22 protein-coding genes are annotated in these 23,817 nt (G+C 36.4%); 15 read left to right on the top strand and 7 right to left on the bottom strand.

Annotated elements, in window-relative coordinates; genetic code table 11:
- Positions 1 to 15 precede the first annotated feature (15 nt).
- From SFB89_RS07610 to SFB89_RS07565, 10 genes are all read left to right on the top strand, one after another.
- Positions 16 to 840 carry a 4-hydroxy-3-methylbut-2-enyl diphosphate reductase gene (locus SFB89_RS07610; protein ID WP_331774085.1) on the top strand — a complete coding sequence of 275 codons (825 nt, stop codon included), beginning with the start codon at positions 16 to 18 and terminating at the stop codon, positions 838 to 840.
- A gap of 114 nt (positions 841 to 954) precedes the next feature.
- Positions 955 to 2,628 (top strand): 30S ribosomal protein S1, encoded by a 1,674-nt coding sequence (locus SFB89_RS07605; RefSeq protein WP_331776071.1) that lies wholly within the window; start codon positions 955 to 957, stop codon positions 2,626 to 2,628.
- A 13-nt stretch (positions 2,629 to 2,641) separates the two neighbouring features.
- Positions 2,642 to 3,133: a hypothetical protein gene (locus SFB89_RS07600; RefSeq protein WP_331774084.1), complete on the top strand. Its 492-nt coding sequence runs from the start codon at positions 2,642 to 2,644 to the stop codon at positions 3,131 to 3,133.
- Between the two features lie 2 nt (positions 3,134 to 3,135).
- A complete protein-coding gene (gene serA / locus SFB89_RS07595) occupies positions 3,136 to 4,722 on the top strand; it encodes a phosphoglycerate dehydrogenase (protein ID WP_331774083.1) in 1,587 nt (528 codons plus the stop codon).
- Positions 4,723 to 4,909: 187 nt separating this feature from the next.
- Positions 4,910 to 6,376, top strand: a complete 1,467-nt coding sequence (locus SFB89_RS07590) for an NAD(P)/FAD-dependent oxidoreductase (RefSeq protein ID WP_331774082.1) — start codon at positions 4,910 to 4,912, stop codon at positions 6,374 to 6,376.
- A 63-nt stretch (positions 6,377 to 6,439) separates the two neighbouring features.
- Complete coding sequence (locus SFB89_RS07585; RefSeq protein ID WP_331774081.1) at positions 6,440 to 6,589, top strand: hypothetical protein; 150 nt, start codon at positions 6,440 to 6,442, stop codon at positions 6,587 to 6,589.
- 93 nt (positions 6,590 to 6,682) lie between these two features.
- The gene (locus tag SFB89_RS07580) at positions 6,683 to 8,089 is read left to right on the top strand and encodes a TolC family protein (protein WP_331774080.1); all 1,407 of its coding nucleotides are present in this window, start codon (positions 6,683 to 6,685) and stop codon (positions 8,087 to 8,089) included.
- Positions 8,086 to 8,886, top strand: a complete 801-nt coding sequence (locus SFB89_RS07575) for an efflux RND transporter periplasmic adaptor subunit (protein ID WP_331774079.1) — start codon at positions 8,086 to 8,088, stop codon at positions 8,884 to 8,886. Before SFB89_RS07580 ends, SFB89_RS07575 begins: the two co-directional genes overlap by 4 nt.
- A 9-nt stretch (positions 8,887 to 8,895) precedes the next feature.
- Positions 8,896 to 10,533, top strand: coding sequence for an efflux RND transporter permease subunit (locus SFB89_RS07570; RefSeq protein WP_331774078.1), 1,638 nt, complete (start codon positions 8,896 to 8,898; stop codon positions 10,531 to 10,533).
- Positions 10,520 to 12,193 (top strand): efflux RND transporter permease subunit, encoded by a 1,674-nt coding sequence (locus SFB89_RS07565; protein ID WP_331774077.1) that lies wholly within the window; start codon positions 10,520 to 10,522, stop codon positions 12,191 to 12,193. Before SFB89_RS07570 ends, SFB89_RS07565 begins: the two co-directional genes overlap by 14 nt.
- Before the next feature lie 32 nt (positions 12,194 to 12,225).
- Here SFB89_RS07565 and SFB89_RS07560 read toward each other — a convergent pair whose 3' ends face one another.
- Both SFB89_RS07560 and SFB89_RS07555 read right to left on the bottom strand, forming a co-directional pair.
- Positions 12,226 to 12,375 carry a hypothetical protein gene (locus tag SFB89_RS07560; protein WP_331774076.1) on the bottom strand — a complete coding sequence of 50 codons (150 nt, stop codon included), beginning with the start codon at positions 12,373 to 12,375 and terminating at the stop codon, positions 12,226 to 12,228.
- 247 nt (positions 12,376 to 12,622) lie between these two features.
- Complete coding sequence (locus SFB89_RS07555) at positions 12,623 to 12,784, bottom strand: hypothetical protein (protein ID WP_331774075.1); 162 nt, start codon at positions 12,782 to 12,784, stop codon at positions 12,623 to 12,625.
- A gap of 167 nt (positions 12,785 to 12,951) precedes the next feature.
- On the opposite strand from SFB89_RS07555, the gene efp reads away from it, so the two are divergent.
- The 5 genes from efp to dnaE all read left to right on the top strand — a co-directional run bounded on the left by efp (position 12,952) and on the right by dnaE (position 19,727).
- Entirely contained in the window at positions 12,952 to 13,515 is a 564-nt protein-coding gene (gene efp / locus SFB89_RS07550; protein ID WP_331774074.1) for an elongation factor P, read from the top strand.
- A gap of 21 nt (positions 13,516 to 13,536) precedes the next feature.
- A complete protein-coding gene (locus tag SFB89_RS07545; protein WP_331774073.1) occupies positions 13,537 to 14,079 on the top strand; it encodes a DJ-1 family glyoxalase III in 543 nt (180 codons plus the stop codon).
- Entirely contained in the window at positions 14,076 to 14,918 is an 843-nt protein-coding gene (locus SFB89_RS07540; RefSeq protein ID WP_331774072.1) for a CvfB family protein, read from the top strand. Before SFB89_RS07545 ends, SFB89_RS07540 begins: the two co-directional genes overlap by 4 nt.
- Positions 14,903 to 16,111 (top strand): NAD(P)/FAD-dependent oxidoreductase, encoded by a 1,209-nt coding sequence (locus SFB89_RS07535; RefSeq protein ID WP_331774071.1) that lies wholly within the window; start codon positions 14,903 to 14,905, stop codon positions 16,109 to 16,111. Before SFB89_RS07540 ends, SFB89_RS07535 begins: the two co-directional genes overlap by 16 nt.
- A 76-nt stretch (positions 16,112 to 16,187) precedes the next feature.
- The gene (gene dnaE, locus SFB89_RS07530; protein WP_331774070.1) at positions 16,188 to 19,727 is read left to right on the top strand and encodes a DNA polymerase III subunit alpha; all 3,540 of its coding nucleotides are present in this window, start codon (positions 16,188 to 16,190) and stop codon (positions 19,725 to 19,727) included.
- An 11-nt stretch (positions 19,728 to 19,738) separates the two neighbouring features.
- Here the strand turns inward: dnaE and SFB89_RS07525 are convergent, their stop codons facing one another.
- Genes SFB89_RS07525 through SFB89_RS07505 form a run of 5 tightly spaced genes read right to left on the bottom strand, consistent with a single transcriptional unit; the run spans position 19,739 to position 23,794 of the window.
- On the bottom strand, positions 19,739 to 20,125 hold the full coding sequence (locus tag SFB89_RS07525) for a CBS domain-containing protein (protein WP_331774069.1): 387 nt from the start codon (positions 20,123 to 20,125) through the stop codon (positions 19,739 to 19,741).
- A gap of 10 nt (positions 20,126 to 20,135) precedes the next feature.
- Positions 20,136 to 20,492, bottom strand: coding sequence for a transcriptional regulator (locus SFB89_RS07520; RefSeq protein WP_331774068.1), 357 nt, complete (start codon positions 20,490 to 20,492; stop codon positions 20,136 to 20,138).
- A gap of 3 nt (positions 20,493 to 20,495) precedes the next feature.
- Positions 20,496 to 21,992 (bottom strand): DUF1538 domain-containing protein, encoded by a 1,497-nt coding sequence (locus SFB89_RS07515; RefSeq protein ID WP_331774067.1) that lies wholly within the window; start codon positions 21,990 to 21,992, stop codon positions 20,496 to 20,498.
- Positions 21,985 to 23,013: a sensor histidine kinase gene (locus SFB89_RS07510; RefSeq protein ID WP_331774066.1), complete on the bottom strand. Its 1,029-nt coding sequence runs from the start codon at positions 23,011 to 23,013 to the stop codon at positions 21,985 to 21,987. Before SFB89_RS07510 ends, SFB89_RS07515 begins: the two co-directional genes overlap by 8 nt.
- On the bottom strand, positions 23,006 to 23,794 hold the full coding sequence (locus tag SFB89_RS07505) for a DUF234 domain-containing protein (protein WP_331774065.1): 789 nt from the start codon (positions 23,792 to 23,794) through the stop codon (positions 23,006 to 23,008). Before SFB89_RS07505 ends, SFB89_RS07510 begins: the two co-directional genes overlap by 8 nt.
- Positions 23,795 to 23,817 lie beyond the last annotated feature (23 nt).

Genomic DNA, 23,817 nt, shown 5'->3' with positions numbered 1-23,817 from the left:
TAAAGGAGCAAAGCAGTGAAAGTCAAATTAGCAGAATATTATGGTTTTTGTTTTGGAGTAAAACGTGCGATAAAAATAGCAGAGAGTTCAAAAAATGCATCAACGATTGGTCCTTTAATTCATAACAATGAAGAGATACATCGTTTGAAAAAAGATTACAATGTTGTGACACTTCAGAGTCTAGAGGGTTTGGGTGAAACGCAAAAAGCCATCATCCGAACGCATGGTATCCCCAAGCAAGATTTAAAATTTCTAGAATCCAAGCAGATTGATATTGTCGATGCAACCTGTCCTTTTGTCACTAAACCACAGCAAATATGCGAACAAATGAGCGCTGAGGGTTATGATATTGTGATATTTGGAGATAAGCAACATCCTGAAGTGAAAGGGGTGGAGAGTTATGCTCAATATGGAGCTCATGTGGTACTTAGCATCGATGAGCTAAAAACGCTTAGATTAACGCATAAAATAGCAGTGGTATCTCAAACCACTAGAAAAATTGAAGAATTTATGAAAATCACCAATTATCTTATTGCTCATTATAAAGAAGTGAGAGTTTTTAATACCATCTGTAATGCTACCTTAGATAATCAAGTAGCGGCTAAAGAATTAGCAAAAGATGTGGATATCATGATCGTCATTGGGGGTAAAAATTCTTCCAATACAAAACAACTGCATTATATTTCAAAAGAGTTTTGTGATGATAGTTATCTCATAGAAAGCGAAAAAGAGCTCAATCCTCAGTGGTTCAAAAATAAAAAAATATGTGGTGTAACCGCTGGTGCATCGACTCCAGGATGGATTATTGATAAAATTGTTGGCAAAATAGAGAAAATTTAAGTATAATATCAAACTTCATGTGCTTAGGCTTTTCGATGTAGTTTCTATAGATGATATTTTGACTATATCCAAAGGTTAATCATAGTAAAAAATTAAACAAAAGGGAATGAAATGGTGAATGAGGCGAACGAAGCAGTTCAGACTGAGAATGCAAATGAACAAGAGGAGATGGATTTTGCAACTATGTTGGAAGAGTCTTTTAAAGATACAGAGAAAGATGCACTGATTGAAGGTGTTGTGGTTGAAATCAAAGATGATGTGATTTTAATCGATGTAGGTAAAAAATCCGAAGGTAGATTGTATGCGTCTGAAGTAACAGATGCTGATGGCAATGTGACTTGCAAAGTCGGCGATACTATATCAGTCGTCATCTCTGGATTTAAAAACGAAAGACCAATAGTATCTCATAAAAAAGCGATCAAAAAAGTTAAAGTTAAAGAATTCATTGAGGCACATAAAGAAGACGAAGATGAAGTCCTAGACGTAAAAGTTGTGAATAAAAATAGAGGTGGTTTCATCGTAGAAAGCACAGATGGTATTGAATTTTTCTTGCCACGTTCACAAGCAGCTGTTAAAGATATGAATGCCCTCATGGGAAAAACTATTAAAGTAAAAATTATTAAGATTGACAGTGAAAATGAGTCTATCATCGTCTCAAGAAAGAAATTTTTAGATGATGAACGCAAAAAAAGAAAAGAAATTGTACAAGAATTAATCGAAAAAGATGAAATTGTAGAAGGCGTTATTAAGAAAATTACCACTTATGGTATGTTTGTTGATGTTGGTGGCGTTGATGGTTTGGTTCACTATAGTGAAATAAGCTACAAAGGTCCTGTTAACCCAAATACACTCTACAGCGAAGGCGAAATCGTTCCGGTTAAAGCCATCAAATATGATAAAGAAAAAAGACACTTGTCTCTATCAATCAAAGCCGCAATGCCTGATCCTTGGGATGAAATCAAAGGTGAATTAGAAAATGGTGATACCATCCAAGTAACCGTTAGTAATATCGAACCTTATGGTGCATTTGTTGACCTTGGCAATGATATTGAAGGATTTTTACATATATCTGAAATCTCTTGGGATAAAAACATTAAACATCCAAAAGATTATATCAAAGAAGGCGAAGAGATTGATGTAGAAGTGATTGAAATTGATCCAGTAGAAAGACGATTGAGAGTGTCTCTCAAAAGCATCCTTCCAAAACCATTTGATGAATTTTTGAAAAACTTCAAAGTGGGTGATGTTGTTGTTGGTAAAGTGACTACGATTACTAATTTTGGTGCATTTATCAGAATTGGTGGTATTGAGGGATTACTTCATAATGAAGATGCCTCTTGGAATCGTAATGACAAATGCAAAGACCTTTTTGCCACTGATGACGAAATCGAAGTGAAAATTGTCAAAATTGATGAAACAAATGAAAAAGTATCTCTTAGCAAAAAAGATTTAGAAGATAGTCCAATACAAAAATATGCGAAAACTCATGAAAATGGTGATATTGTCAAAGGAAAAATCAGAGATATTAAAGATTTTGGAATTTTTGTAGAATTGGAAGAAAATGTAGATGCCTTGATTCGAAAAGAAGATCTTGGTCCTACGCCTGAAGAAGATTTAAAAGTCGGCGATGAAATTGAAGCGGCTATTGCTTTTGTCGATGATAAAAAAAGTAGAATTCGACTCTCTGTCAAAAGTCTATCAAGATTAAAAGAGAGAGAAGCCTTAAAAGAGATAAATAAAGAAGATAAGATGACATTGGGTGATATCTTAAAAGATCAGCTCAAATAGTAAGAATCTTTTAATGCAAAAAAAGATACTCGGTGTTTTTTTTACTCTTTTGTTAGTCGGTGTATTGGCGATGTTATATCATTTTTTCAATTACACCGACAACGAAGTGGTCACGTACAAGCAGTATCCTTCTCCTATCAAAGAAAAAAAGAAAATCAGTCCGACCAAGTTGTGGATTGACAATCTGGCAAAATCTTCTACATTACAGTATTCTTATCCTGTGAATGAGCTGTTTATGCAAGTAGATTTACAAAAAAAACTACCGCGTAGCGAAAAGCAAAAAATCATCAAACCGAAATCTTACAAATTGGTCATCGGTCATATAGATCAATATTCTATATTCTGTGTTGTCCAGACGCTATCGAATCTCAATGTTCCTTTCGTACTCACAAAAGATGGATCGGATCCAAAGATTTCTATCATCAACACAGATAATAAAAAATTGAGTAACATTGTAAAAGAGTTAAATACTTATCAAATAAAGTCAAAAATCATAGAGGAATAACCATGAGCGTAAAAAAAATAATCATTTGTGATGCAATTCATGAAAAGGGATTTCAGTTTTTAGAAAAAGAGAGTGATGTTGAGGTTATCAATGCAGCCGCATTGCCCAAAGACGAATTATTAAAGGTTATTGCAGATGCAGATATCGCGATTACCCGAAGCCCAACAGCGGTAGATAGTAAGTTTTTAGAAGCAGCAAAAAATCTAAAAGCGCTTGTCAGAGCGGGTGTTGGTGTGGATAATGTTGATTTAGATGGCTGCTCCAAACGCGGTATTATCGCGATGAATGTTCCTACTGCCAATACTTTAGCCGCTGTGGAATTGACGATGGCACATATGTTAAGTTGTGCGAGAAGTTTTACCAATGCCAACAATCACTTGAAAATTGAGCGCGTTTGGAAGCGTGAAAAATGGTATGGCATTGAGCTTTATGGCAAGAAATTGGGTGTTATAGGATTTGGTAATATTGGAAGCCGAGTGAGCGTGAGAGCCAAAGCTTTTGGTATGGATGTTGTGACTTATGACCCTTATATTGAGCCTTCAAAAGCGACAGATTTAGGCGTGACTTATACTGAAAATTTTGATGATATTTTGGGGTGTGATTTTATTACCATCCATACGCCAAAAAATAAAGAGACCGTTGGTATTATTTCTCATGATGAAGTCGCGAAGATGAAAGATGGCGTGCGTTTGATCAACTGTGCACGCGGGAGTTTATATGATGAAACCGCTCTTTATGATGGATTAAAAAGTGGAAAAATTGCATTTGCAGGGATTGATGTGTTCTCATATGAACCAGCAACCGATCATCCTTTGCTAGATTTAGAAAATATTTGTGTTACCCCACATCTGGGTGCCAATACCGTAGAATCTCAAGAAAAAATTGCACTCCAAGCCGCAGAGTGTGCGTTGTATGCTGCACGTGGTGTTAGCTATCCGAATGCGCTAAATCTACCGATTAAAACCGAAGATTTACCTCAAGATATCGTTCCTTATATGGAACTCATGCAAAAAATGGCATATTTTGCCGCACAAGTCAATCGTGCTCAAATCAAATCTATTCGCATTAAGACAGAAGGAGAAGTGAGCCAGTATGCCAAATCAATGCTGACATTTGCCGTTGTTGGTGCGCTAAAAGATTCTGTTGGCGACAAGATTAATTATGTCAATGCGACGTATGTAGCGCAAGAGAAAAATATTGATATTTCATTTGAAGAGATACCACACTCTTCTAGCTATCACAATAAAGCAACCGTAACGTTGACAACCCAAAAAGGGGTTACGACGATAGCAGGTACTGTCTTTGAAGAGGTCGAACAACGTATCGTCAATATTAATGGCTTTGGTTTTGATTTTAAACCAAAAGGTAAGATGATTGTCTTCAAAAACAAAGATGTCCCTGGTGCCATTGCCGGTATTGCAACGCTTTTAGCAAAACGCAATATCAATATTGCCGATTTTAGATTAGGACGTGGCAAAGATGATGATGCTATGGCTGTCATTTTGGTTGATGAAGCGATAGACAAACAGACATTGAATGAGCTCAATACGCTGGATTCTTGTTTGTGGGTTTCTTACGCAATATTATAATAAAAATTATAAGAGTTTATGAAAAAAATCATAAACTCTTATAAAAATATATTTCACAATATAAATAATTCACAACTGCTACTTTTTTTCTCTTTTTTTTATAAAAATTAATAATAATACTTATATTTAAATTCTTTTTAAATTAACAATATGATATACTAAACTAAAGGAAATTAAAGGAGAATATATGGCTAGAATTGTAATTTTAGGTGGAGGTGTTTCAGGACATACTTCAGCTACGTTTTTGAAAAAATGGTTGGGCAAAGACCATGAAGTGGTCGTGGTAACACCCAACGCTAAATGGAATTGGATTCCATCAAATATCTGGGTTGGCGTCGGAGGAATGAAAAAACAAGAGGTTGTTTTTGAATTAGCCCCTGTTTATGAGAAAGCGGGTATCGATTACAGACAAGCAAAAGCCGTTTCTATTCATCCAGAAGGATCTCAAGAACAGAGCAAACAATTTGTAACCATTGAATATACTGGCCAAGGCAAAGAGGGCAATAGCGAGCAAGTTACGTATGATTACCTAATCAATGCGACAGGACCAAAACTAAATTTTGCTGCGACAGAAGGACTCGGACCTGATAATGGATACTCTGCTTCTGTTTGTACCGCAGATCACGCTGATCATGCTAGTAAAAAACTTGACGAAGTGATAGCACAAATGAAAAGTGGTGAGCATAAAAAGTTTTTGATTGGAACAGGTCATGGTACATGTACGTGCCAAGGTGCTGCTTTTGAATATACTTTTAACGTGGACCACAAACTTCGAGAAGAAGGGGTGCGCGATAAAGCTACCATCACGTATATATCAAATGAATATGAATTAGGTGATTTTGGTGTGGGTGGATTACATATCAAAGTGGGTGGCTATGTCACTAGTGCTAAAGTTTTTGCTGAATCACTTTATACTGAAAGAGGTGTGCGTTGGATTAAAAGAGCGCATGTCAATAAAGTGGAAGAAAAGAAAGTCCATTATGAATTGCTTGATGGTTCCAAACATGAGGAATCTTATGACTTTGCCATGTTGCTTCCTCCATTTCAAGGTGCCGGTATGAAAGCTTATGATGCCCATGGTGAAGATATTACCTCAAAAATATTTAACCCAGCAGGTTTTATGTTTGTAGATGGAGATTATTCCAAAGGGACAGCACCGTTTGAAGAGTGGGATGCTGATGATTGGCCTTCTTATTGTCAAAACCAAACGTACAAAAATATGTTTGCTGTGGGAATTGCTTTTGCACCACCACACATTATCTCAAAACCAATGAAAAGTCCAAATGGAACACCTATCAATCCAACACCTCCAAGAACCGGTATGCCAAGTGGTATGATGGGAAAAGCCGTTGCGCTTAGTATCAAAGATATGATACTCAATAAAGCAGAAAAACCAACCCATACCGCCAAGATGAGTGAAATGGGTGCGGCATGTATTGCCAGTGCGGGCAAGGGTATATTTAGCGGATCAGCGGTGACGATGACGATGTATCCTATCATTCCTGATTTCAAAAAATATCCAGATTACGGTAGAGACCTGAATGGAACTTTTGGTGAAATTGGTCTAGCTGGACATTGGGTAAAATATCTGCTTCATGTCGGTTTCTTGTGGAAGGCAAAATTGAAACCTTTCTGGAGAATTATCCCAGAATAATCTATCATGATAGCAAGAAGAGAGATGAACATTGAGCATGAAATAAATAAATAAGGAGAAAATATGAAAATAACACCATACAGTCAAAATGATTTTACACCCATACCTACAAAATTTACAAAATTCCGAAGAAATTGTGTTCTTTGGCAAATTGTGAGATTTTTGGTCATTAATTTTAAGATGACGGTTTTACTATTAAAATCACATCATTAAATAAAAATTATAGTAACTTTTGATATAATATAACATCTTAGGAGCACGAATATTTTTTTTGCTCCTAAGAAACATTATATGATGGAGAAAGTTATGAGGATATTGCTACTTTTTATCTTTTCGTTTCTTCCTGTTTTCGCTCAAAATATAACGTATCAAAATTTAGCTTTGAGTGATGCAATCGAAATGGTAAAAAAGGATAATTTAGAGATTAACATCGCAAGATTTGACGAAAAAATCAAAAGTTTTGAACATCAAATCGCTACGGGCTATAATTACGGAAAATTAGACTTAATACAATATGCTATGCGCTCTAATGATGCCGGAAATGTATTTGGGTATAAATTAGCTTCACGAGAAGCAACTTTTGCAGATTTTGGTTTCAGCGAGTTTTTAACACCTATGGGAACAGCTATTTATAATGCTTCACAAGGAAATCCTCCTTCTGATATGAGTAGTATATTGAGTATTCAACCTAATGACTTAAACTATCCCGATGCTCGAAGTTTTTTTCAAACCAAACTCAAATATGAACTGCCTATTTATACCGGTGGGAAGTTAGAACAATATGGAAAAATCACTGATGCACTCACCAAGATGTCAGGTTTAGATACTCAAAAAATTACGAATGAAAAAATCTATCAAGTCAAAAAAAGTTATTTTGACATTTACTTGCTCAACACCTATATCAAGAATCTAAATATCGTCAAAGCCAATATGGAACGATTAGAAAATATGGCGAGTAATATGATAGAAGAGGGGTATGCTAAAAAAGTGGATTTATTGGAAGTACAGGCGAAAAAAGCCAATGTATTACGAATGCTACATCAAGCCAAAGCCAATAAAGCGCTGACCTATCAATTTTTATCTTTTCTACTCAATGCTGATGTCAAATCTGTCCAAGGAAATTATCAAGATATTGCGCCGCGTCACATTGATGCGAAAGAGATTGTCCGCTCCAACTTAGATATTCAAAAAGCACTATTGGGTTTAAAAATTACAGATATGAATATTCGATTGCAACAAGCATCAAATCTTCCTGAAATCGGAGCCTTTGCGGAGTATTCGAGTGCGGATGATAAGTTTTTGAATGATTTTAGCAAGCATGATGCTTATACCTTTGGGGTACAATTTAAATGGAATCTTTTTAATGGTGGTATTGATAAAAACAGTATTGAAAAAGCACGTGTTCAAAACCTCAAAACAAAAACTCAGGTAGAGTTAGCAAAAAAAGGCATTATGTTACAGGTGGATAAAATCAAGACAGAAATAGAAAATTTTGACTTCTCGATTGATAGTTTAAACAAAGAGTTAGAACTTTCACGAGTGATATACCAAAATTATCTCGGACGTTATCAAGAAAAATTGGTATCGATTAATGATGTGATTATCAAACAATCTTTAGAGATAGAAAAAGTATTAAAGCTCAAAGAGGTTGAGAACAAGAAGATTTATAAAGTATTAGAATTAGAGAAAATTGCAAATGGAGTAGGAATATGAAAAAATTAATAATATATATGGGGATATTATTAGCATGGTCATGGCCGTTGGCTGCAGCAGATTTGAGTTTGAGTGGGAGTGTCATCTCTGATAACCAAAAAATGATTACGAGCAGATATATGGGGTTTGTGACTGATGTATTTGTTTCTGAGGGCAAAAACGTCAAAAAAGGCGATCTATTATACAAAATAGATACGCGTGAAATTGACAGTGCGAAAGCACAAGTGGAACTTGTGATCTCTCAAGCAAAACTTGCTTCTCAAATGTATGAGAATCAATATGAAAATGTACGATTGAATTTGGAGCGAAACCGACGCTTGTTGAAAAAAGATATGGTGTCAAAATTTGATGTAGAAAACCTAGAATTAGCACAAAAGAATTTGAGCAATATGGTAAAAATTTCAAAAGAACAAATCAAACAAGCCCAAGCGAAGTTACAAGAAGTTTTAAACCAATATAAATATTTGGATATCAAAGCCCCAAATGACGGCGTGGTTGTGGGTAAAAATATCAAAGTGGGCGAGATGGCTATGCCAGGGATGCCCGCAATTATCCTCTCTGATTTGACGGATCTTAAAATCTCTACTGAAATTTCTGAAAACAACTTGAAAGATGTCAAAATTGGAGACAGTGTGGATATTGAAGTCCCTTCTGTCGGATTAAAGGGCGTGGGTAAAATCTCTTCTATCATACCCAGTTCGAATCCGCTCACACATACCTTTAAATTAAAAGTGACATTTAATAAAAAAGGGAAAGCTGTATTTCCTGGTATGTATGCTGTCGTAAATCTCAAATAGGGCAAAGACATGGAAAATAATAATTATAAGGTTACGGATATTGCAGGAAAGCTAGCCAAAGCATTTTTGCACAATCCACTGACGCCGTTGCTGGGAGTATTTCTCCTTCTTGTTGGGTATTTGGCTTTGGAAATCACCCCAAGAGAAGAGGATCCTCAAATTGAAATAAGCGGGGGCGCTGTCATGGTAGTACTACCCGGTGCCACTCCAAAACAGATTGATAATATCATCGTCAAGCCGTTGGAGCGAAAAATCAAAGAAATCAAAGGGGTAGAGTATATTTATGGGATTGCAGCACCCAATGTTGGGATTGTCAATGTCATGTATTATATCGGAGAAAATAGGGAATCTTCCAATCTAAAGCTTTATGATAAAGTGATGCAAAACATGGATCAACTTCCAAAAGATACCATGCAGCCGATTGTGAAGCCTTTTGATATCGATATTGATATTCCAATTGTCACCGTTGCCTTTTATGCAAAAGACGGTGCTAATGTGTCCAATGTCCAATTGTATAAGAAAGTCAAAGCCATTCAAAATGAATTAAACGAAATCAAAGATGTGGCAAAAACGACATTGATTGGCGAAAAAAAGCAACAATTTAACATCCAAGTAGATTTAAATAAATTATCAGGATTTCATCTCTCTATGGGACAGATTGTCCAAGCTTTAAAATCACTCGCGGTGGATGTGCCTGATATCAAAGACCGTACCAAAGATGGTAAGCTTGCGATATTTGGTGTCAAAAATGCGATTGAGAGCATCAAAGATGTACAAAATCTCATCATTGCACAATACATGGGCTCACCTATCTATCTCAAAGATGTGGCACACGTAGAAAATGGATATAACATTCAAAATTTCAAAAGTGCAGAAATCTTATATAAAAAAGATGGCAAATTTGTAAAAAGTAAAAATCAAATCACTTTGACCTTATCAAAACTAAAAGGGACCAATGCTGTGGTGATTGCTGATAGTATTATTGACAAGCTCCATGAGATGAAAAGTGAATTAGCAAAAGAGGGAATCTCTTATAAAATTACGAGAAATTATGGAGAGCGTGCCAATGAAGCGGTGAATGAATTGGTTTTCCATCTTTTGATTTCGATTGTGATTATTGCCATGCTTTTGGTTTTTGTATTGGGTTGGAAAGAGTCGGTGATTGTGACGTTTACCGTACCGGCTATTTTGGCCGTGACGATATTTGTGGCTTATATGACAGGACAAACGATTAATAGAATTACACTGTTTGCCTTTTTGTTGAGTTTGGGACTTTTGGTCGATGCGGCGATTATCGTGATAGAAAATATCCATCGCCATCTTCACTCTCATGATAGTGTAGACAAAGATATGGATGAAATACTCATTGAGGCAACCGATGAGATTGGTGCCCCGACCAACGTGGCAACATTGGCGATTATTTTGACTATGGTACCGATGGCATTTGTGGGACAGATGATGGGACAATTTATGAAACCAATCCCTCAAAATGTACCGGTGGCGCTGTTTGCTTCTTTGATTATTGCCTATATTTTCACTCCTTACTTATCCAAGAAGTTACTAAAAAAACCGCCACAACATCACCATAAACGGCATTTTCAAAAAGATAAAATAGAAGCTGAGGAGTTAAACCATGAGAATCATTGAGACGATTATTTATTCCATTATTAATTCCAGATCCAAGAAGCTTCTTGTCTTATTGGTGACATTGTTAGCCTTTATTGGTTCTATCATGATGTTTCCTACAAAAGTGGTATTAGCGAAGATGCTCCCGGGTAAAAGTGCTAATACGTATTCTATTTATGTAGATACACCGACGGGTAGTTCTATTACCCAAACAAAAAGCGTGACCCAATGCATTAATAATATTCTAAAAAAAGAGAAAGAAATCGTCAATATAGAGACCTATCTGGGTACGGGTTCTCCACTTGATTATGCCGGACTGGTCAAAGGTTCATCGTTTAAAATGACGGAAAATACTGCAGAAATTGTTGTCAATTTGACGAACAAAAATGACAGAGATGAAAAATCTTTTATGATGGTACATCGTTTGCGTCCGGTGATAGATAAAAGTTGTAGCAATCTTGTCAAGGGAACCACCATCAAGATGATAGAGCAACCTGCGGGTCCTCCAACCTTAGCATCGATTGTGGTAGAGCTGTATGGCAACGATAGTGCACAACTCAGAGTGCTCGCCAATCAAGTGGCTGATATCTTAAAACATACCAAAGATCTTGTAGATGTTGATGTGATGCAAGATACGATATACAAAAAATATGAATTACGCGTGGATAAAGAAAAAGTCATTCGCTCAGGTTTGAGTATCAAACAACTCAATGAAATCTTGTATCTCTCTTTTGAGGGTATGAGTATTGCAGTGAAAAATAGTGAAAATTCACCAGAGCAAATTCCATTGTACGTCGTGCTGAGCAAGAAAACCAAAGAACTCAATCAATTGTCTAAAAAAGCTTTAGAAGACAAATTATCCTCACTCAAACTGATGAATAAGCAAGGGATGATGATTCCTGTCAATGAGTTGGTAACGCCGGTGGAAGTGAATTCAAATCCAACGATTATGTCCAAAAACCTTCGCAAGATGGTGAATGTTATCGCAGAGACAGATTTGGTCTCTCAAGTCTATCCACTGCTTGAGGCTCGAAGTAAAATGAAAGAATTTTTTAGCAAAAACTACGATGTTACCAGTACACATCTTTTTAATTTACAATTGAAAGATAAAAAAAGCGGTGAAGTGTTTGACCTCAATTGGGATGGCGAAATGAAAGTCACTATGGACACATTTAGAGACCTTGGTGGAGCTTTTATCGCGGCGCTGATTTTAATCTTTTTGTTGATGGTGATTTATTATAAGAGTTTTGCGCTGAGTGGGATTATCCTTTTGGGAAGTTTCTTATCGATTATCGGGGTGATTGTGGGACATTGGATTATGGATCTTTTTACGACCGATACCTTCTTCTTGACCGCGACTTCTCTGATAGGATTTATTGCTCTGATGGGAATTAGTTCGAGAAACTCATTATTGTTGATTGATTTTGCGATTGGTTTGATTGAAAAAGGTATGCCAAAACGTAAAGCCATAGCATCGGCAACAGCAACACGAGCAAAACCAATCTTCTTAACGGCTGCTGCGATTATCTTAGCCAGTACACTACTAGCAAAAGATCCGATTTTTGGTGGTTTGGGTGTTGCATTGATATTTGGTACGATTGTTGCGGTAATCGTATCGCTTGTCGTAGTGCCCGTACTGATGGACAACACCAAAGCGATTAAAGACAACAATCCGTCTTAATCTATCATGATAGAGATGGCATGATGCCATCTCTATATTTTTATTATACTTCTTATTTTCTTGACTACATTTAAAATATTTTGATACACATTTTCACAGGATAACTCAATCTCACTTTTCATGACCAAACAATCATAAACTTCTTTTAAATCCTCTTTTTCTCTTAGTGTCAAATTAATCATGAGCATCCTTTTGCTTGTTTTATTATGTATATATTATACCAAAATATTATAAAAAGTACATTAAAAATTATAAAATATACTAATAATCTCATATTAAATACGTTTATTTATATATATGTAGAATATAAATATATATTTTATACGTTAAAACGTATAAAAAGAGAAGTATTTAGTTTAAAATTCTTGTAATCGATTGCAGGGGTGGAAGTAGGGTATTAAAGAGGAGTGTGTGATCTGTTTTTAAGTGTTATTTTTTAAGTTTTTTTAACTTTTTTTCTAACAAAGTAGCACTGGTATTGTTGGTAATATCTTTTTGTATAAAATAGAGCGTAATGACGCTAAAGATCACAAACAGTGTCAAAATGCCTGTCACTAAGTAGATATTTAAATATTCTTTATTCTTGAACATGTCATTTCCTTGTTGCTTTTTATTTATTATATCCTAAAATAAGATAGGATTTATCTTATTGATCTATTATAGATAAAAATTATAATACTATTTTTATTATTGTGCACTTTTTGGACTAATTTAACTTATTTTTGATATAATAAGAGCATAAAATTAGAGGAGAATGTATGGCAACATATTCAATGGGTGATTTAAAAAAAGGTTTAAAAATAGAACTAAATGGAGTTCCTTATAAGATTATAGAGTACCAACACGTCAAACCGGGTAAAGGGGCCGCTTTTGTTAGAGTCAAGATTAAGTCTTATGCCAATGGCAAAGTAATCGAAAAAACATTTCATGCAGGCGATAAATGCGAGGCTCCAAATCTAGAAGATAAAACCATGCAGTATCTTTATGATGATGGTGAGTTCTTGCAATTTATGGATAATGTGACGTATGATCAAATCGGCTTAACAAGAGATCAAGTCGGTGATGCTGCTAATTGGATTATTGATGGTATGAATGTGGAGATGCTATTTCATAATGGTCAACCAATCGGTGTCGATGCGCCAGCCGTTGTTGAGCTCAAAATCGTAGAAACACCACCAAACTTCAAAGGCGATTCTCAAGGCGGTAAAAAACCTGCGACGCTAGAGAGTGGTGCTGTGGTACAGATTCCTTTTCATATCTTAGAAGGTGAGACTATCAAAGTAGATACTGTCCGTGGTGAATATTTAGAACGCGTTAAATAAATCAAAAAGAAAGGATGATTAATGTCAAAAGTTTTAGTTTTATTGGCAAATGGTTTTGAAGAGATAGAAGCATTGAGTGTTGTTGATGTATTGAGACGAGCGAATATCGAAGTGGTCATGGCCGCTATTGATAAGAAACAAGTGACCGGCGCACATAATGTAAAAGTACAGGCTGATATGCATATTTTAGATGTTAAAAATTCTGATTTTGATATGGTTGTATTACCCGGAGGATTGCCCGGTGCAACCAATTTAGAAAAAGATGAGAATGTCCAAAAACTTCTCAAAGATTTTGATCATGATAACAAAGCCATTGGTGCTATTTGTGCGGCGCCAATTGCTTTGCAACGTGCGGGTGTTTTGAAAAAAACTTATACCTGCTATCCATCATTTGAAAACAATATTCGACAAGAGGGCTATCTAAGTGACCAAGACGTCGTCAATGATGAGAATGTGACAACCTCAAGAGGTCCTGCAACCGCTATGAAATTTGGTCTTGCATTGGTAGAAAAACTCGCAGGACCTGATGTGGCGCTTGATGTCAAAAATCAACTACTTCTATGAATAAAACAATAGAACTGGGTAAGATTAATACCTTAGAAATCTCACGATTCTCAGATCCAGGGCTTTATCTCATCAGTGAAGATGAGACTGAGGTCCTCCTACCTAATGCTTATGTCACAGATGAGATGGAAGTAGGGGAGATGTTAGATGTCTTTATCTATACCGATTCTGAAGATAGATTGGTCGCGACCACGTTGATGCCAAAGGCGCAACGCGATGAATTTGGATATTTTGAAGTCGTTGATGTGACGCATTTTGGTGCCTTTGTTGATTGGGGATTGCCAAAAGATTTGTTTGTTCCCAAAGCATTGCAAAAGATTCCACTTGAAGTGGGGATGAAGTTTGTATTTCGAGTGTGTTTGGATGAAGAGACCCATCGACTTGTTGGGGCACACAAATTCAAAAAATACATAAGAGACGATATTGAAGACTTAGAAGTCAATCAGCGCGTGGAAATTATTATTAGAGAGAAAACGCCCTTAGGCTTTAAAGTAATCGTAGATCACAAATATGAAGCGATGATTTTTCATAATGAAATTTTTGAAGATATTTGGGTCGGACAGAAAAAGATTGCCTATATCAAAAAAATACGACCCGATCGCAAGATGGATATTTCACTACAGCCCATCGGAAAAGAAAACGAAAATATGGCAACGCACCGAGTAGAGAAGATTTTGAGAGATCATGAGGGACACATGGCTTACAATTACAAAAGTTCATCCGAAGAGATTAAATCAGCTTTTGGATTAAGTAAAAAGAACTTTAAAAAAGCCTTGAGCAAGCTGGCTGAAAATAACATTATTACGATTGAAGAGCAGGGAATTTGCCTGAACAAATAGCAATTATCGGCGCGGGAGCTTCTGGCATGGTCGCAGCTATCACAGCGGCAAGAAGCGGTGCTAAGGTACGAGTTTATGAGAAAAACTCTAAAATTGGAAAGAAAATCCTCGCCACCGGTAATGGTCGATGCAACATCACCAATAAAAATATTGCAACATCAAACTATCATGGCACACATGCTAGTTTTGTCAATCCTGCGATCAATCGGTTTAATACGGCTGCTTGTATTGCATTTTTTAAAGAATTGGGCATTGAAATGTTTGAAGGCAACAATGGCCGATTATATCCTAAAAGTCATCAATCTTCTAGTGTTGTAGAATTGTTGCGTTATGAGTGTGAACGTCTGGGAGTGAGATTTATGTTCCCGTGCGAAGTGACACAGATTCAAGCCGATCATGATCGATTTATTATTTCACACCAAGAGGGACAAGACAAGGCCACCAAGGTATTAATCGCTACTGGTGGTTTGGCCATGCCCACACTAGGGAGTTGTGATAGTGGCTACAAATTTGCCCAAGCATTTGGGCACAGTATCATCAAACCTTACGCTTCGTTGGTGCAATTGGAAACCAAAGAAGATTTAGCGAGTATCAATGGTGTTAAAATCGAAGGGTTGATTGAAATTTTGGTTGATGGACGCAGTGTGATGCGTAAACATGATGATATTTTATTTACCAATTATGGTATTTCAGGCTCTGCTATTTTAGATGTGAGTCGTCATGCATCATGGGCGCTTGAACATCAAAAAAAAGTCAAGGCCAAGATTGATTTAGTGCCGGAGTATTCCAAAGAACAATTGAAAAATATGTTACAAAAACGGAAAAAATATTCCCATCATAAAAGTTTAGCCTTGTGGTTGGATGGGTTTATTAATTCAAAATTAGCGAAATTCATAGCACGAGATTTTTCTGTAAAAAATGCAGATCATCTCAATACCAAAGATATCGTCTCCTTGGTTTATGCCTTTAAAAATCTACAGCTTACTATCACAGGAACACGAGGTTTCAAGAGTGCTGAAGTTACAGCTGGAGGGATTAATACGGATGAAATCCACTCTCAAAGTATGGAATCCAAACTGAAAAAAGGACTTTTTTTCACAGGAGAGGTTTTGGATATTGATGGAGATTGTGGTGGCTTTAATCTTCATTGGGCTTGGGCTAGTGGATATTGTGCCGGTAAAAATATCGTCTAACATGACACCAACACGATGTTTTTTAAGAGCTTTTTTTGTAGAATGAATAAAAAATAAATAGAAAGAAATAACCATTATGAAATTTACACACTTACACTTACATACTGAATATTCACTCCTAGATGGAGCCAATAAAATAGGAAAATTAGCATCATTACTCAAAGAACAAGGCGTAGAATCTGTGGCGATTACAGACCATGGCAATATGTTTGGTGCTATAGATTTTTACAAAACGATGCGCAGTGTTGGGATTAAGCCAATCATTGGGATGGAAGCCTACATTCATAATCAAGAAGAGATTGATGATAAAACAACCAAACAACGGTTTCATTTGTGTTTATTGGCTAAAAATGAAATCGGTTATAAAAACCTCATGTATCTTTCTTCTCAAAGTTTTATTCATGGATTTTATTATTATCCACGAATCAACAAAAAAATGCTTCGTGAACACAGCGAGGGTTTGATTTGTTCTAGTGCTTGTTTGCAAGGAGAAGTCAACTGGCATCTGAATACACAAAATCCAAGAAATGTGCAATTTGGCGCCAAAGGCTATGAGGGTGCAAAAGCAGCAGCACTTGAATACAAAGATATTTTTGGCGAGGATTTTTATCTTGAGTTGATGCGCCATGGTATTGGTGATCAACAATTTATCGATGATAGCACCATCCGTCTTTCGCAAGAAACGGGGATTAAAATCATTGCGACCAATGATACGCATTACTTAAAAGAAGAGAATGCAGAAGCTCATGAAGCGTTTATGTGTATTGCCATGAATAAAGAGTTTGATGACCCTAACAGATTGCGCCACTCTGTACATGAATTTTATCTCAAGTCTCCTGAGGAGATGATGCGTCTGTATGCAGATATCCCTGATGCGATTGAAAACACACAAGAGATTGTAGAAAAATGCAATTTGGAGATTAAACTAGGTGACCCAACTCCTCCTAAATTCAAATTTACCAAAGAGTATGCCAAAAGTGAAGGTTTGGATTATGATAATGATGATGAGTATTTTAGATATCAATGTGAAATCGGTCTCAAGGAGAGGTTAAAACTCGTGGATCCTTCGCTTCATGATGAGTATCGAAAACGTCTCGATAGAGAGATGGATATTATCTGTAGCATGAAATTTCCCGGCTATATGCTCATCGTTTGGGATTTTATACGAGAGGCCAAAAAACGTGGTGTCCCTGTGGGTCCGGGCAGGGGTAGTGCGGCTGGAAGTTTGGTGGCCTTTTCTCTTTTTATTACGGATATTGATCCGATGAAATACAACCTACTGTTTGAGAGATTTTTGAATCCTGAACGGGTAAGTATGCCCGATATCGATATTGACTTTTGCCAAAGTAGGCGGGGAGAGATTATTGATTATGTGGTGCAAAAATATGGTAGATACAATGTGGCACAAGTCATTACATTTGGAAAATTACTCGCCAAAGGAGTGATTCGTGATGTTGCGAGAGTCTTAGGTGTGCCTTATGCCAAAGCAGATAAAATGGCCAAAATGGTACCCGATGAGCTGCATATTACCCTCAATGGTAAAGGGGTAGAGGGAGAAGAAGGTTTTAAACCAGGAGCCTATCAAAAAGAAGAAAAATTAAGACAATGGATTGAAGAAGATCCTGAAATTGCAAGAGTTTGGAAATTTGCTTTGGCATTGGAAGGTTTGAACCGTAACTCCGGAATGCATGCTGCGGGCGTGGTGATTAGTGATGAAGAACTGTGGCATAAAACACCACTTTACAAGCCTGCGGGAGAAGACCAGCAATTGGTCACACAATATTCTCTAAACTATCTTGAAGATGTGGATTTAATTAAATTTGACTTTTTGGGACTCAAAACCCTGACCGTCATCGATAATGCACTGAAGTTGATAAAATCACGATATGGCAAAGATATTGATTTTAACAAAGTAGATGTCAATGACCAAAATATTTACAAATTTATCCAAAGTGGACACACTATTGGATTGTTTCAAATTGAATCAGGAGGGATGCAATCTCTAAATGAACGTTTAAAACCGACTACCTTTGAAGATATTGTGGCGGTGTTGGCATTGTATCGTCCTGGTCCGATGGAATCGGGTATGTTAAATGACTTTATTGACAGAAAGCATGGCATAAAAGAGATTGATTACTTTTATGATGAGTTTACCGAGGCATTAAAACCTATCTTAGAGACGACCTATGGTGTCATTGTTTATCAAGAACAAGTCATGCAAATCGTTCAAGCAATTGGGGGATTTAGTCTAGGAAAATCAGATATTGTGCGACGTGCCATGGGTAAAAAGAAAATCGATGTCATGAAAAAATATAAGGCTGAATTTGCTGATGGTGCCGTAAAACAGGGATATGACTATAATCATGCGATTGAACTGTTTGAATTGATTGAAAAATTTGCTGGTTATGGTTTTAATAAATCCCACTCTGCCGCTTATGCGATGATTACATTTCAAACGGCTTATTTAAAATACTATTATCCGCAAGAATTCATGGCGGCACTTTTAACCAGTGAGCAAGATAATACAGAAAAAATCGTCAAGTATATTGATGAAGTCAAAAGACTTGGTATCAAACTCTCTCCTCCGAGCGTGAGTAAGAGTTTGATTGAATTTACGGCGATAAAAGATGACGAAGGCGATGAGACGATTTTATTTGGATTGGGTGCTGTCAAAGGTATGGGAAGTTCAGCCATAACCAAGATATTAGAAGCAAGAGAAGCAGAAAACTTTCACAGTTTGGATGATTTCTTGTCAAAAATCGATACCTCTAAAGTCAATAAGAGGGTCATTGAATCCTTGATAAAATCTGGTAGTTTAGATGATTTTGGCTATACCAGACGGGCGCTGTTAGATAATATCGAAAAAATCGTTGAAACTGCCGGTGAATGTGCCCGAGCGAAAAAAATGGCTGAAAATTCTCTCTTTGGAGATGACCAAGAATTGGTTTCTTTGCATATTGATATTCAGAATGTACCAGAATTTGATATGAAAAAAGTCTTAGAATTTGAAAAAGAGACGATGGGATTTTATGTCTCAGGACACCCGCTTGATGCGTTCAAAGAGGAAATTAATGCAGTCCCTTATACCTTGTCAAGTGATATTGAAAACTTAGGCGATGGAAGTACGGCTCTTTTTATTGGGAAGGTCGAAGAGATTACTGAAAAAATAAGTAAAAAAGGCAATAAATTTGCTATTTTAAATCTCATGGATTTCCATGGCAATATTGAAGTGACACTGTTTTCAAAATTTCTGGAAAAAATTGATAAGATGGATAAAGAAGAGCCTATTTGTCTTAAAGTGGCGATTTCAAGAGATGAACGGGGTGTCAATAAGCGTGTTTTGAAGATTTTAAATTTAAAAGAAGCCAAAAAAGAGAAAACTGAAACTAAAGCGATTGAGGTCGAAGCAGAGCCAAAGACACTCTTTATCGAGTTTCAAAAAAATGCAGAAATCTTAGAAGATTTATACCGACTGGTGAGAGAAAATCCTGGAAATCGACCGCTGAAATTGGTATTTTCCTCAAAACTACAAGATGTCGTCTTTGATACCTACTTTAAAGTATCCGATGATATAGATGAAAAATTAAAAGAAATCAATCTCGCAGGGGTAGCCTAAGTGCTCCCTTGCTAGATATCTTTTAAATACGTTTCCATAATGTCTGTCATCGTTAAGATGCCTTCGATTTCATTATTATCAATGACGAGCAGTCGTTTGACATTTCCTCTGACCATTAATTGTACGGCATATTTGACATTTAACTCTTCAGAGACTTGATAGGCTGGTTTGGAGCATATATCATACACGCGCAACAAATCGATATCTCCATCGCTGGCTAAAATCGAAAACATAATATTTTTATACGTGAGTAATCCATAAGCATCACTAGGGCGGAGTTTGTCAACGATTAATGACTTTACTTTTCTCTCTTTCATTTGCTTGAGGGCATCTCTTACCGGAGCCATTGGAGAGACGATTGCTAATCTCTCTTTTTTCATGATATCGCGTACTAACATCGGTTATCCTTTATAATTCATTTTTAATTTCTTCTTCAAAGAAGTCTAACTCATCTATATCCAAACCCGATAAGTGTGTCAATGGAAATGTAAAAACCATACCATTTTGAGCATCTTCTTCTTCGCCTGATTTGAGTTCTTCTTTGAGCTTTTTGAACGTGATGACTGAAATTCTTTTGGGCAAGATAAAGAGAAGAATGGAAACATTTTCTTCCAATGTCAAACCAAAAAAGACCTTTTTTTCTTTTAATCCAATCGTTTTGCCATGTAAAATCGTAGCACTTCCGGCTCCAGCCTCTTTGGCTATTTTCATGACATTTTCTTCTTGCGCATCGGGAACGATTGCGGCTAAAACAATAAATTGCATATTTTAATTTCTCCTCTTTGAAATTTCTGTAACAAGTATGCCATATCCCATGACGGTGATCATAGGAAACAAAGATGCAAATGCGATTAATCCAAATCCATCTATCAACACACTTCTGCCAGGTATGTTGTGTGCTAAACCTAATCCTAAAGCAGCTACGAGCGGTACGGTGACAGTAGAGGTGGTGACGCCGCCACTATCATAAGCTATTGGTATGATATATTTGGGTGCAAAATAGGTCAAAATGATGACAAAGATATAACCTGTAATGATGTAATAATAAATGGGATCGCCTTGCACAATACGATATGCTCCTAGTGCAATACCGACAGCTACACCTATGGCTACGGAGATTCTGAGTACCATTTGATTGATGTTTCCTTGGCTGATTTCATTGGCTTTAAATGCAATAGCAATCAATGCAGGTTCTGCCATTGTAGTAGAAAATCCTATGGCAAAACCAAAAAGATAAATATACCAAACATTTTGCATCCGTGTCAAAGAAGCGGCCAATTCTCCACCTATTGGGAATAAGCCCAATTCCAATCCGACGATAAAAGCATACAACCCCACAACGACCATAAAAACACCTGTCGCAACTTTTGGAATATGTAAAATTGGCTTTTTAATGATGAGGTATTGAAAAAAAACTATGACCAATAAGATAGGCAGTATATCTTTTGCGACATTTAAAAAATCCAACATCAATGTAATAATGTCAAATTCTGCTCCTTTTGCTACACTCGTCACGGTTTTGATGACCAATGTTGATGTCGGTGGTGGATCAAAAAAATCATACACGATGATACCATATAATTGTACAAATATCATGGGGGTCAATGAGGCAAAGGCGATTAAACCGAAGCCATCAATCGCAGGGTTTCTCCCTTTGATGCTAGATGCCAAACCGATTCCTAACGCTGCGACGAGAGGGACCGTGACTGTGGATGTAGTGACTCCACCACTATCGTAAGCCAAACCGATGATTTGTGCTGGAGCAAAAAAGGTGATAACCACGACAATTATGTAACCGGCAATGATATAATATTGCACAGGATGGCCTAGTAATATTCTCAGCACACCGATTGAAATAGCCATTCCTACCGCGATAGCAACGGTCAGTCTCAATGAAAAGGCATCAATCCTTCCTTGGCTGATGATAGTGGCCTTGTCTGCAATAGCAATCAGTGCCGGTTCTGCGATAGTCGTGGAAAATCCTATAAAAAAGGCAAAAACCAAAAGCCATATCAATGAACCTTTTTTGGCAAAATCATTGGCAAGATTCTCACCAACGGGGAAAATCCCAATCTCTAAGCCTCTAATAAAAACAGCCAATCCAAAAGCGATAATACAAAGTCCTAAGAGGATTGAAGAGAGATGTTTTGGCATCTCTGAGATAATGACAATTTGAAAAAATGATATGACGACGATGATGGGCAGTAAATCTCTGATTGAGTTTGAAAGATCTCCTAAAAATATTTTGATACTTTCTTTAAACAAGGGTGTTTCCTATTTTGATTTCAAATGATTTTGGGTTATCTTTTAGCGCAATATCCCCACCGTGTGCTTTGATGATTTGCCATGATAGTGCTAATCCTAGACCATTTCCTTTGGTTTTTGTCGTTTTAAAAGGTTCAAAAAGAATGTTTTTGTTTTTAATTTCTTTGCCATTATCTTGAATATGAAAAATCGTATAATCGGCCTCTTTTTGATAGGATATTCTAATCATGCCTTCTTCATTCTCTCCCTCTTCAATCGCATCAATCGCATTAAAGATGAAATTTTGAAAGACCAAACATAAGAGCTCAAAATCCCCAATCATATGCGTGTCGGGGAGTTGGAAATCAAATGTGATATCTTTGGAATAGGTATAATAAGCCAGAGATTCTTCTAAATCATCTTTGAGAGCTAAAAGCGAAAAAGAGTGGGCATCGACATTGAGTCCCTTTGTAAAGAGCAAGGTGGCTTTGATGATGCGCTCGACACGCCAGATGGATTTTCGCATCTCTAAAACCAATGGTTTTGTTTTAGTGTCTACTTTCTTAAATAAGGTCGAGGCCAAAAGTGAAATAGAGCCGATTGGATTGCGAATTTCATGAGAGAGGTGTGCGGCCACTTGTCCCATGGAAATCAGACGCTCTTGTCTCTTTTCTTCTGTAATATCTGTGGCACTGATGATGGTTTTCTCTGTTTGTGTGACCGTTTTGACAATATAGTAGGCGTCTTTATAGCTAAATTCTTTTTTGTTTTTATGTTCTAAAATTTTTCTAAGAAGAGGTTCTAGTTTTTTTGCGTCACTATTTTGCAAAAAAATCTCACCATTTTCATCTAAAACCCACAACGCATTAGGTTGTACTTCAATAATTTGTTTAATGAAATTTTGGAGTGAAGCATAAGACTCATTGAGTTTTTTATACTCATTTTCAATCACATATGTCTGTTCTATTAGGTCGTTTAACCCTTTTTTGAAAAGTTCTTTTTCTTTTGTGTTCAGCGAATTCAACAAATTTTCATCAATCATCCAAAAGCCTTTTGAAATCATCTAAATAATATAACTCTATATTAGCATATTTTTTTGTTTCTAACTCTTTTGAATAGCCACTTTTTGAAAAGAGTGCAAATTTATTGACATCTAAATTAGATTTTTTACATTTATGTATCAATGCGTTTAAGATATTTTTGCAAACTTTGCTGTTTTTCCATTTGACTTCACCGGCAATATTCTCTTTTTGTGTTTTTATAAAGAGGTCAATCTCAAGATTTTTATCCCAATAACTCCCAGAAGAGAGGATACCATCTTTTTTGTAGATATGGCATAGGAGGGTATTGGAAAGATTTTCAAACTCCAAACTAATATACTTATCTAAAAAAGGTTCAATATCTTGGTCGTAGCTAATCTGTTCTTTATCAAAATTTTTCGCAATAAACGTAAACCAAAATCTGGTAAAGTTATTGGAAAATTGAATTTTATCTTGGATCTGATAGTGTCTTAAATCTTTTTTTATCAACTGCTTTTTTGAAGTTTTGATGGGAAGTTCTCTACTCTTTTCTTTTTTAATGATATGGTTTTCAAAGAGGTATTTATAGAGGATGCGCCCTTTGGTTTGGGAGAGTTTTTCTTTATTGTAAACGGTATAGCTTTTGCGATCACCTCTAGCGATACGAATCAAAATCTTCTCAAGTAACCGTTGTTTATCATGATCTTCAGTGTAGTGGAAATAGGGCTGTAATGCTTCTTTTTGATCGAGGATATGCTCTTGTACCAGTGTCGGCAATCCTTTTGATAAATTTAAAGAGTTCAAATGTGGATATCCCTCAAAAATTG

It is taken from the genome of Sulfurospirillum sp. 1612, assembly GCF_036556685.1.
GTDB lineage: Bacteria > Campylobacterota > Campylobacteria > Campylobacterales > Sulfurospirillaceae > JAADIZ01.
The sequence above is the reverse complement of the archived record's forward strand: the minus strand, read 5'-3'. Positions and strand labels throughout refer to the sequence as shown.

Bases quoted from the DNA above. Each gene is read 5' to 3' on its own strand.
- SFB89_RS07575 (WP_331774079.1), top strand. From the start codon at position 8,086: ATGAAAAAATTAATAATATATATGGGGATATTATTAGCATGGTCATGG.
- SFB89_RS07520 (WP_331774068.1), bottom strand. From the start codon at position 20,492: ATGCAATTTATTGTTTTAGCCGCAATCGTTCCCGATGCGCAAGAAGAA.
- SFB89_RS07545 (WP_331774073.1), top strand. From the start codon at position 13,537: ATGTCAAAAGTTTTAGTTTTATTGGCAAATGGTTTTGAAGAGATAGAA.
- SFB89_RS07585 (WP_331774081.1), top strand. From the start codon at position 6,440: ATGAAAATAACACCATACAGTCAAAATGATTTTACACCCATACCTACA.
- SFB89_RS07555 (WP_331774075.1), bottom strand. From the start codon at position 12,784: ATGTTCAAGAATAAAGAATATTTAAATATCTACTTAGTGACAGGCATT.
- SFB89_RS07590 (WP_331774082.1), top strand. From the start codon at position 4,910: ATGGCTAGAATTGTAATTTTAGGTGGAGGTGTTTCAGGACATACTTCA.
- dnaE (WP_331774070.1), top strand. From the start codon at position 16,188: ATGAAATTTACACACTTACACTTACATACTGAATATTCACTCCTAGAT.
- SFB89_RS07580 (WP_331774080.1), top strand. From the start codon at position 6,683: ATGAGGATATTGCTACTTTTTATCTTTTCGTTTCTTCCTGTTTTCGCT.
- SFB89_RS07560 (WP_331774076.1), bottom strand. From the start codon at position 12,375: ATGATTAATTTGACACTAAGAGAAAAAGAGGATTTAAAAGAAGTTTAT.
- efp (WP_331774074.1), top strand. From the start codon at position 12,952: ATGGCAACATATTCAATGGGTGATTTAAAAAAAGGTTTAAAAATAGAA.
- SFB89_RS07525 (WP_331774069.1), bottom strand. From the start codon at position 20,125: ATGTTAGTACGCGATATCATGAAAAAAGAGAGATTAGCAATCGTCTCT.
- serA (WP_331774083.1), top strand. From the start codon at position 3,136: ATGAGCGTAAAAAAAATAATCATTTGTGATGCAATTCATGAAAAGGGA.
- SFB89_RS07600 (WP_331774084.1), top strand. From the start codon at position 2,642: ATGCAAAAAAAGATACTCGGTGTTTTTTTTACTCTTTTGTTAGTCGGT.
- SFB89_RS07540 (WP_331774072.1), top strand. From the start codon at position 14,076: ATGAATAAAACAATAGAACTGGGTAAGATTAATACCTTAGAAATCTCA.
- SFB89_RS07570 (WP_331774078.1), top strand. From the start codon at position 8,896: ATGGAAAATAATAATTATAAGGTTACGGATATTGCAGGAAAGCTAGCC.
- SFB89_RS07565 (WP_331774077.1), top strand. From the start codon at position 10,520: ATGAGAATCATTGAGACGATTATTTATTCCATTATTAATTCCAGATCC.
- SFB89_RS07510 (WP_331774066.1), bottom strand. From the start codon at position 23,013: ATGATTGATGAAAATTTGTTGAATTCGCTGAACACAAAAGAAAAAGAA.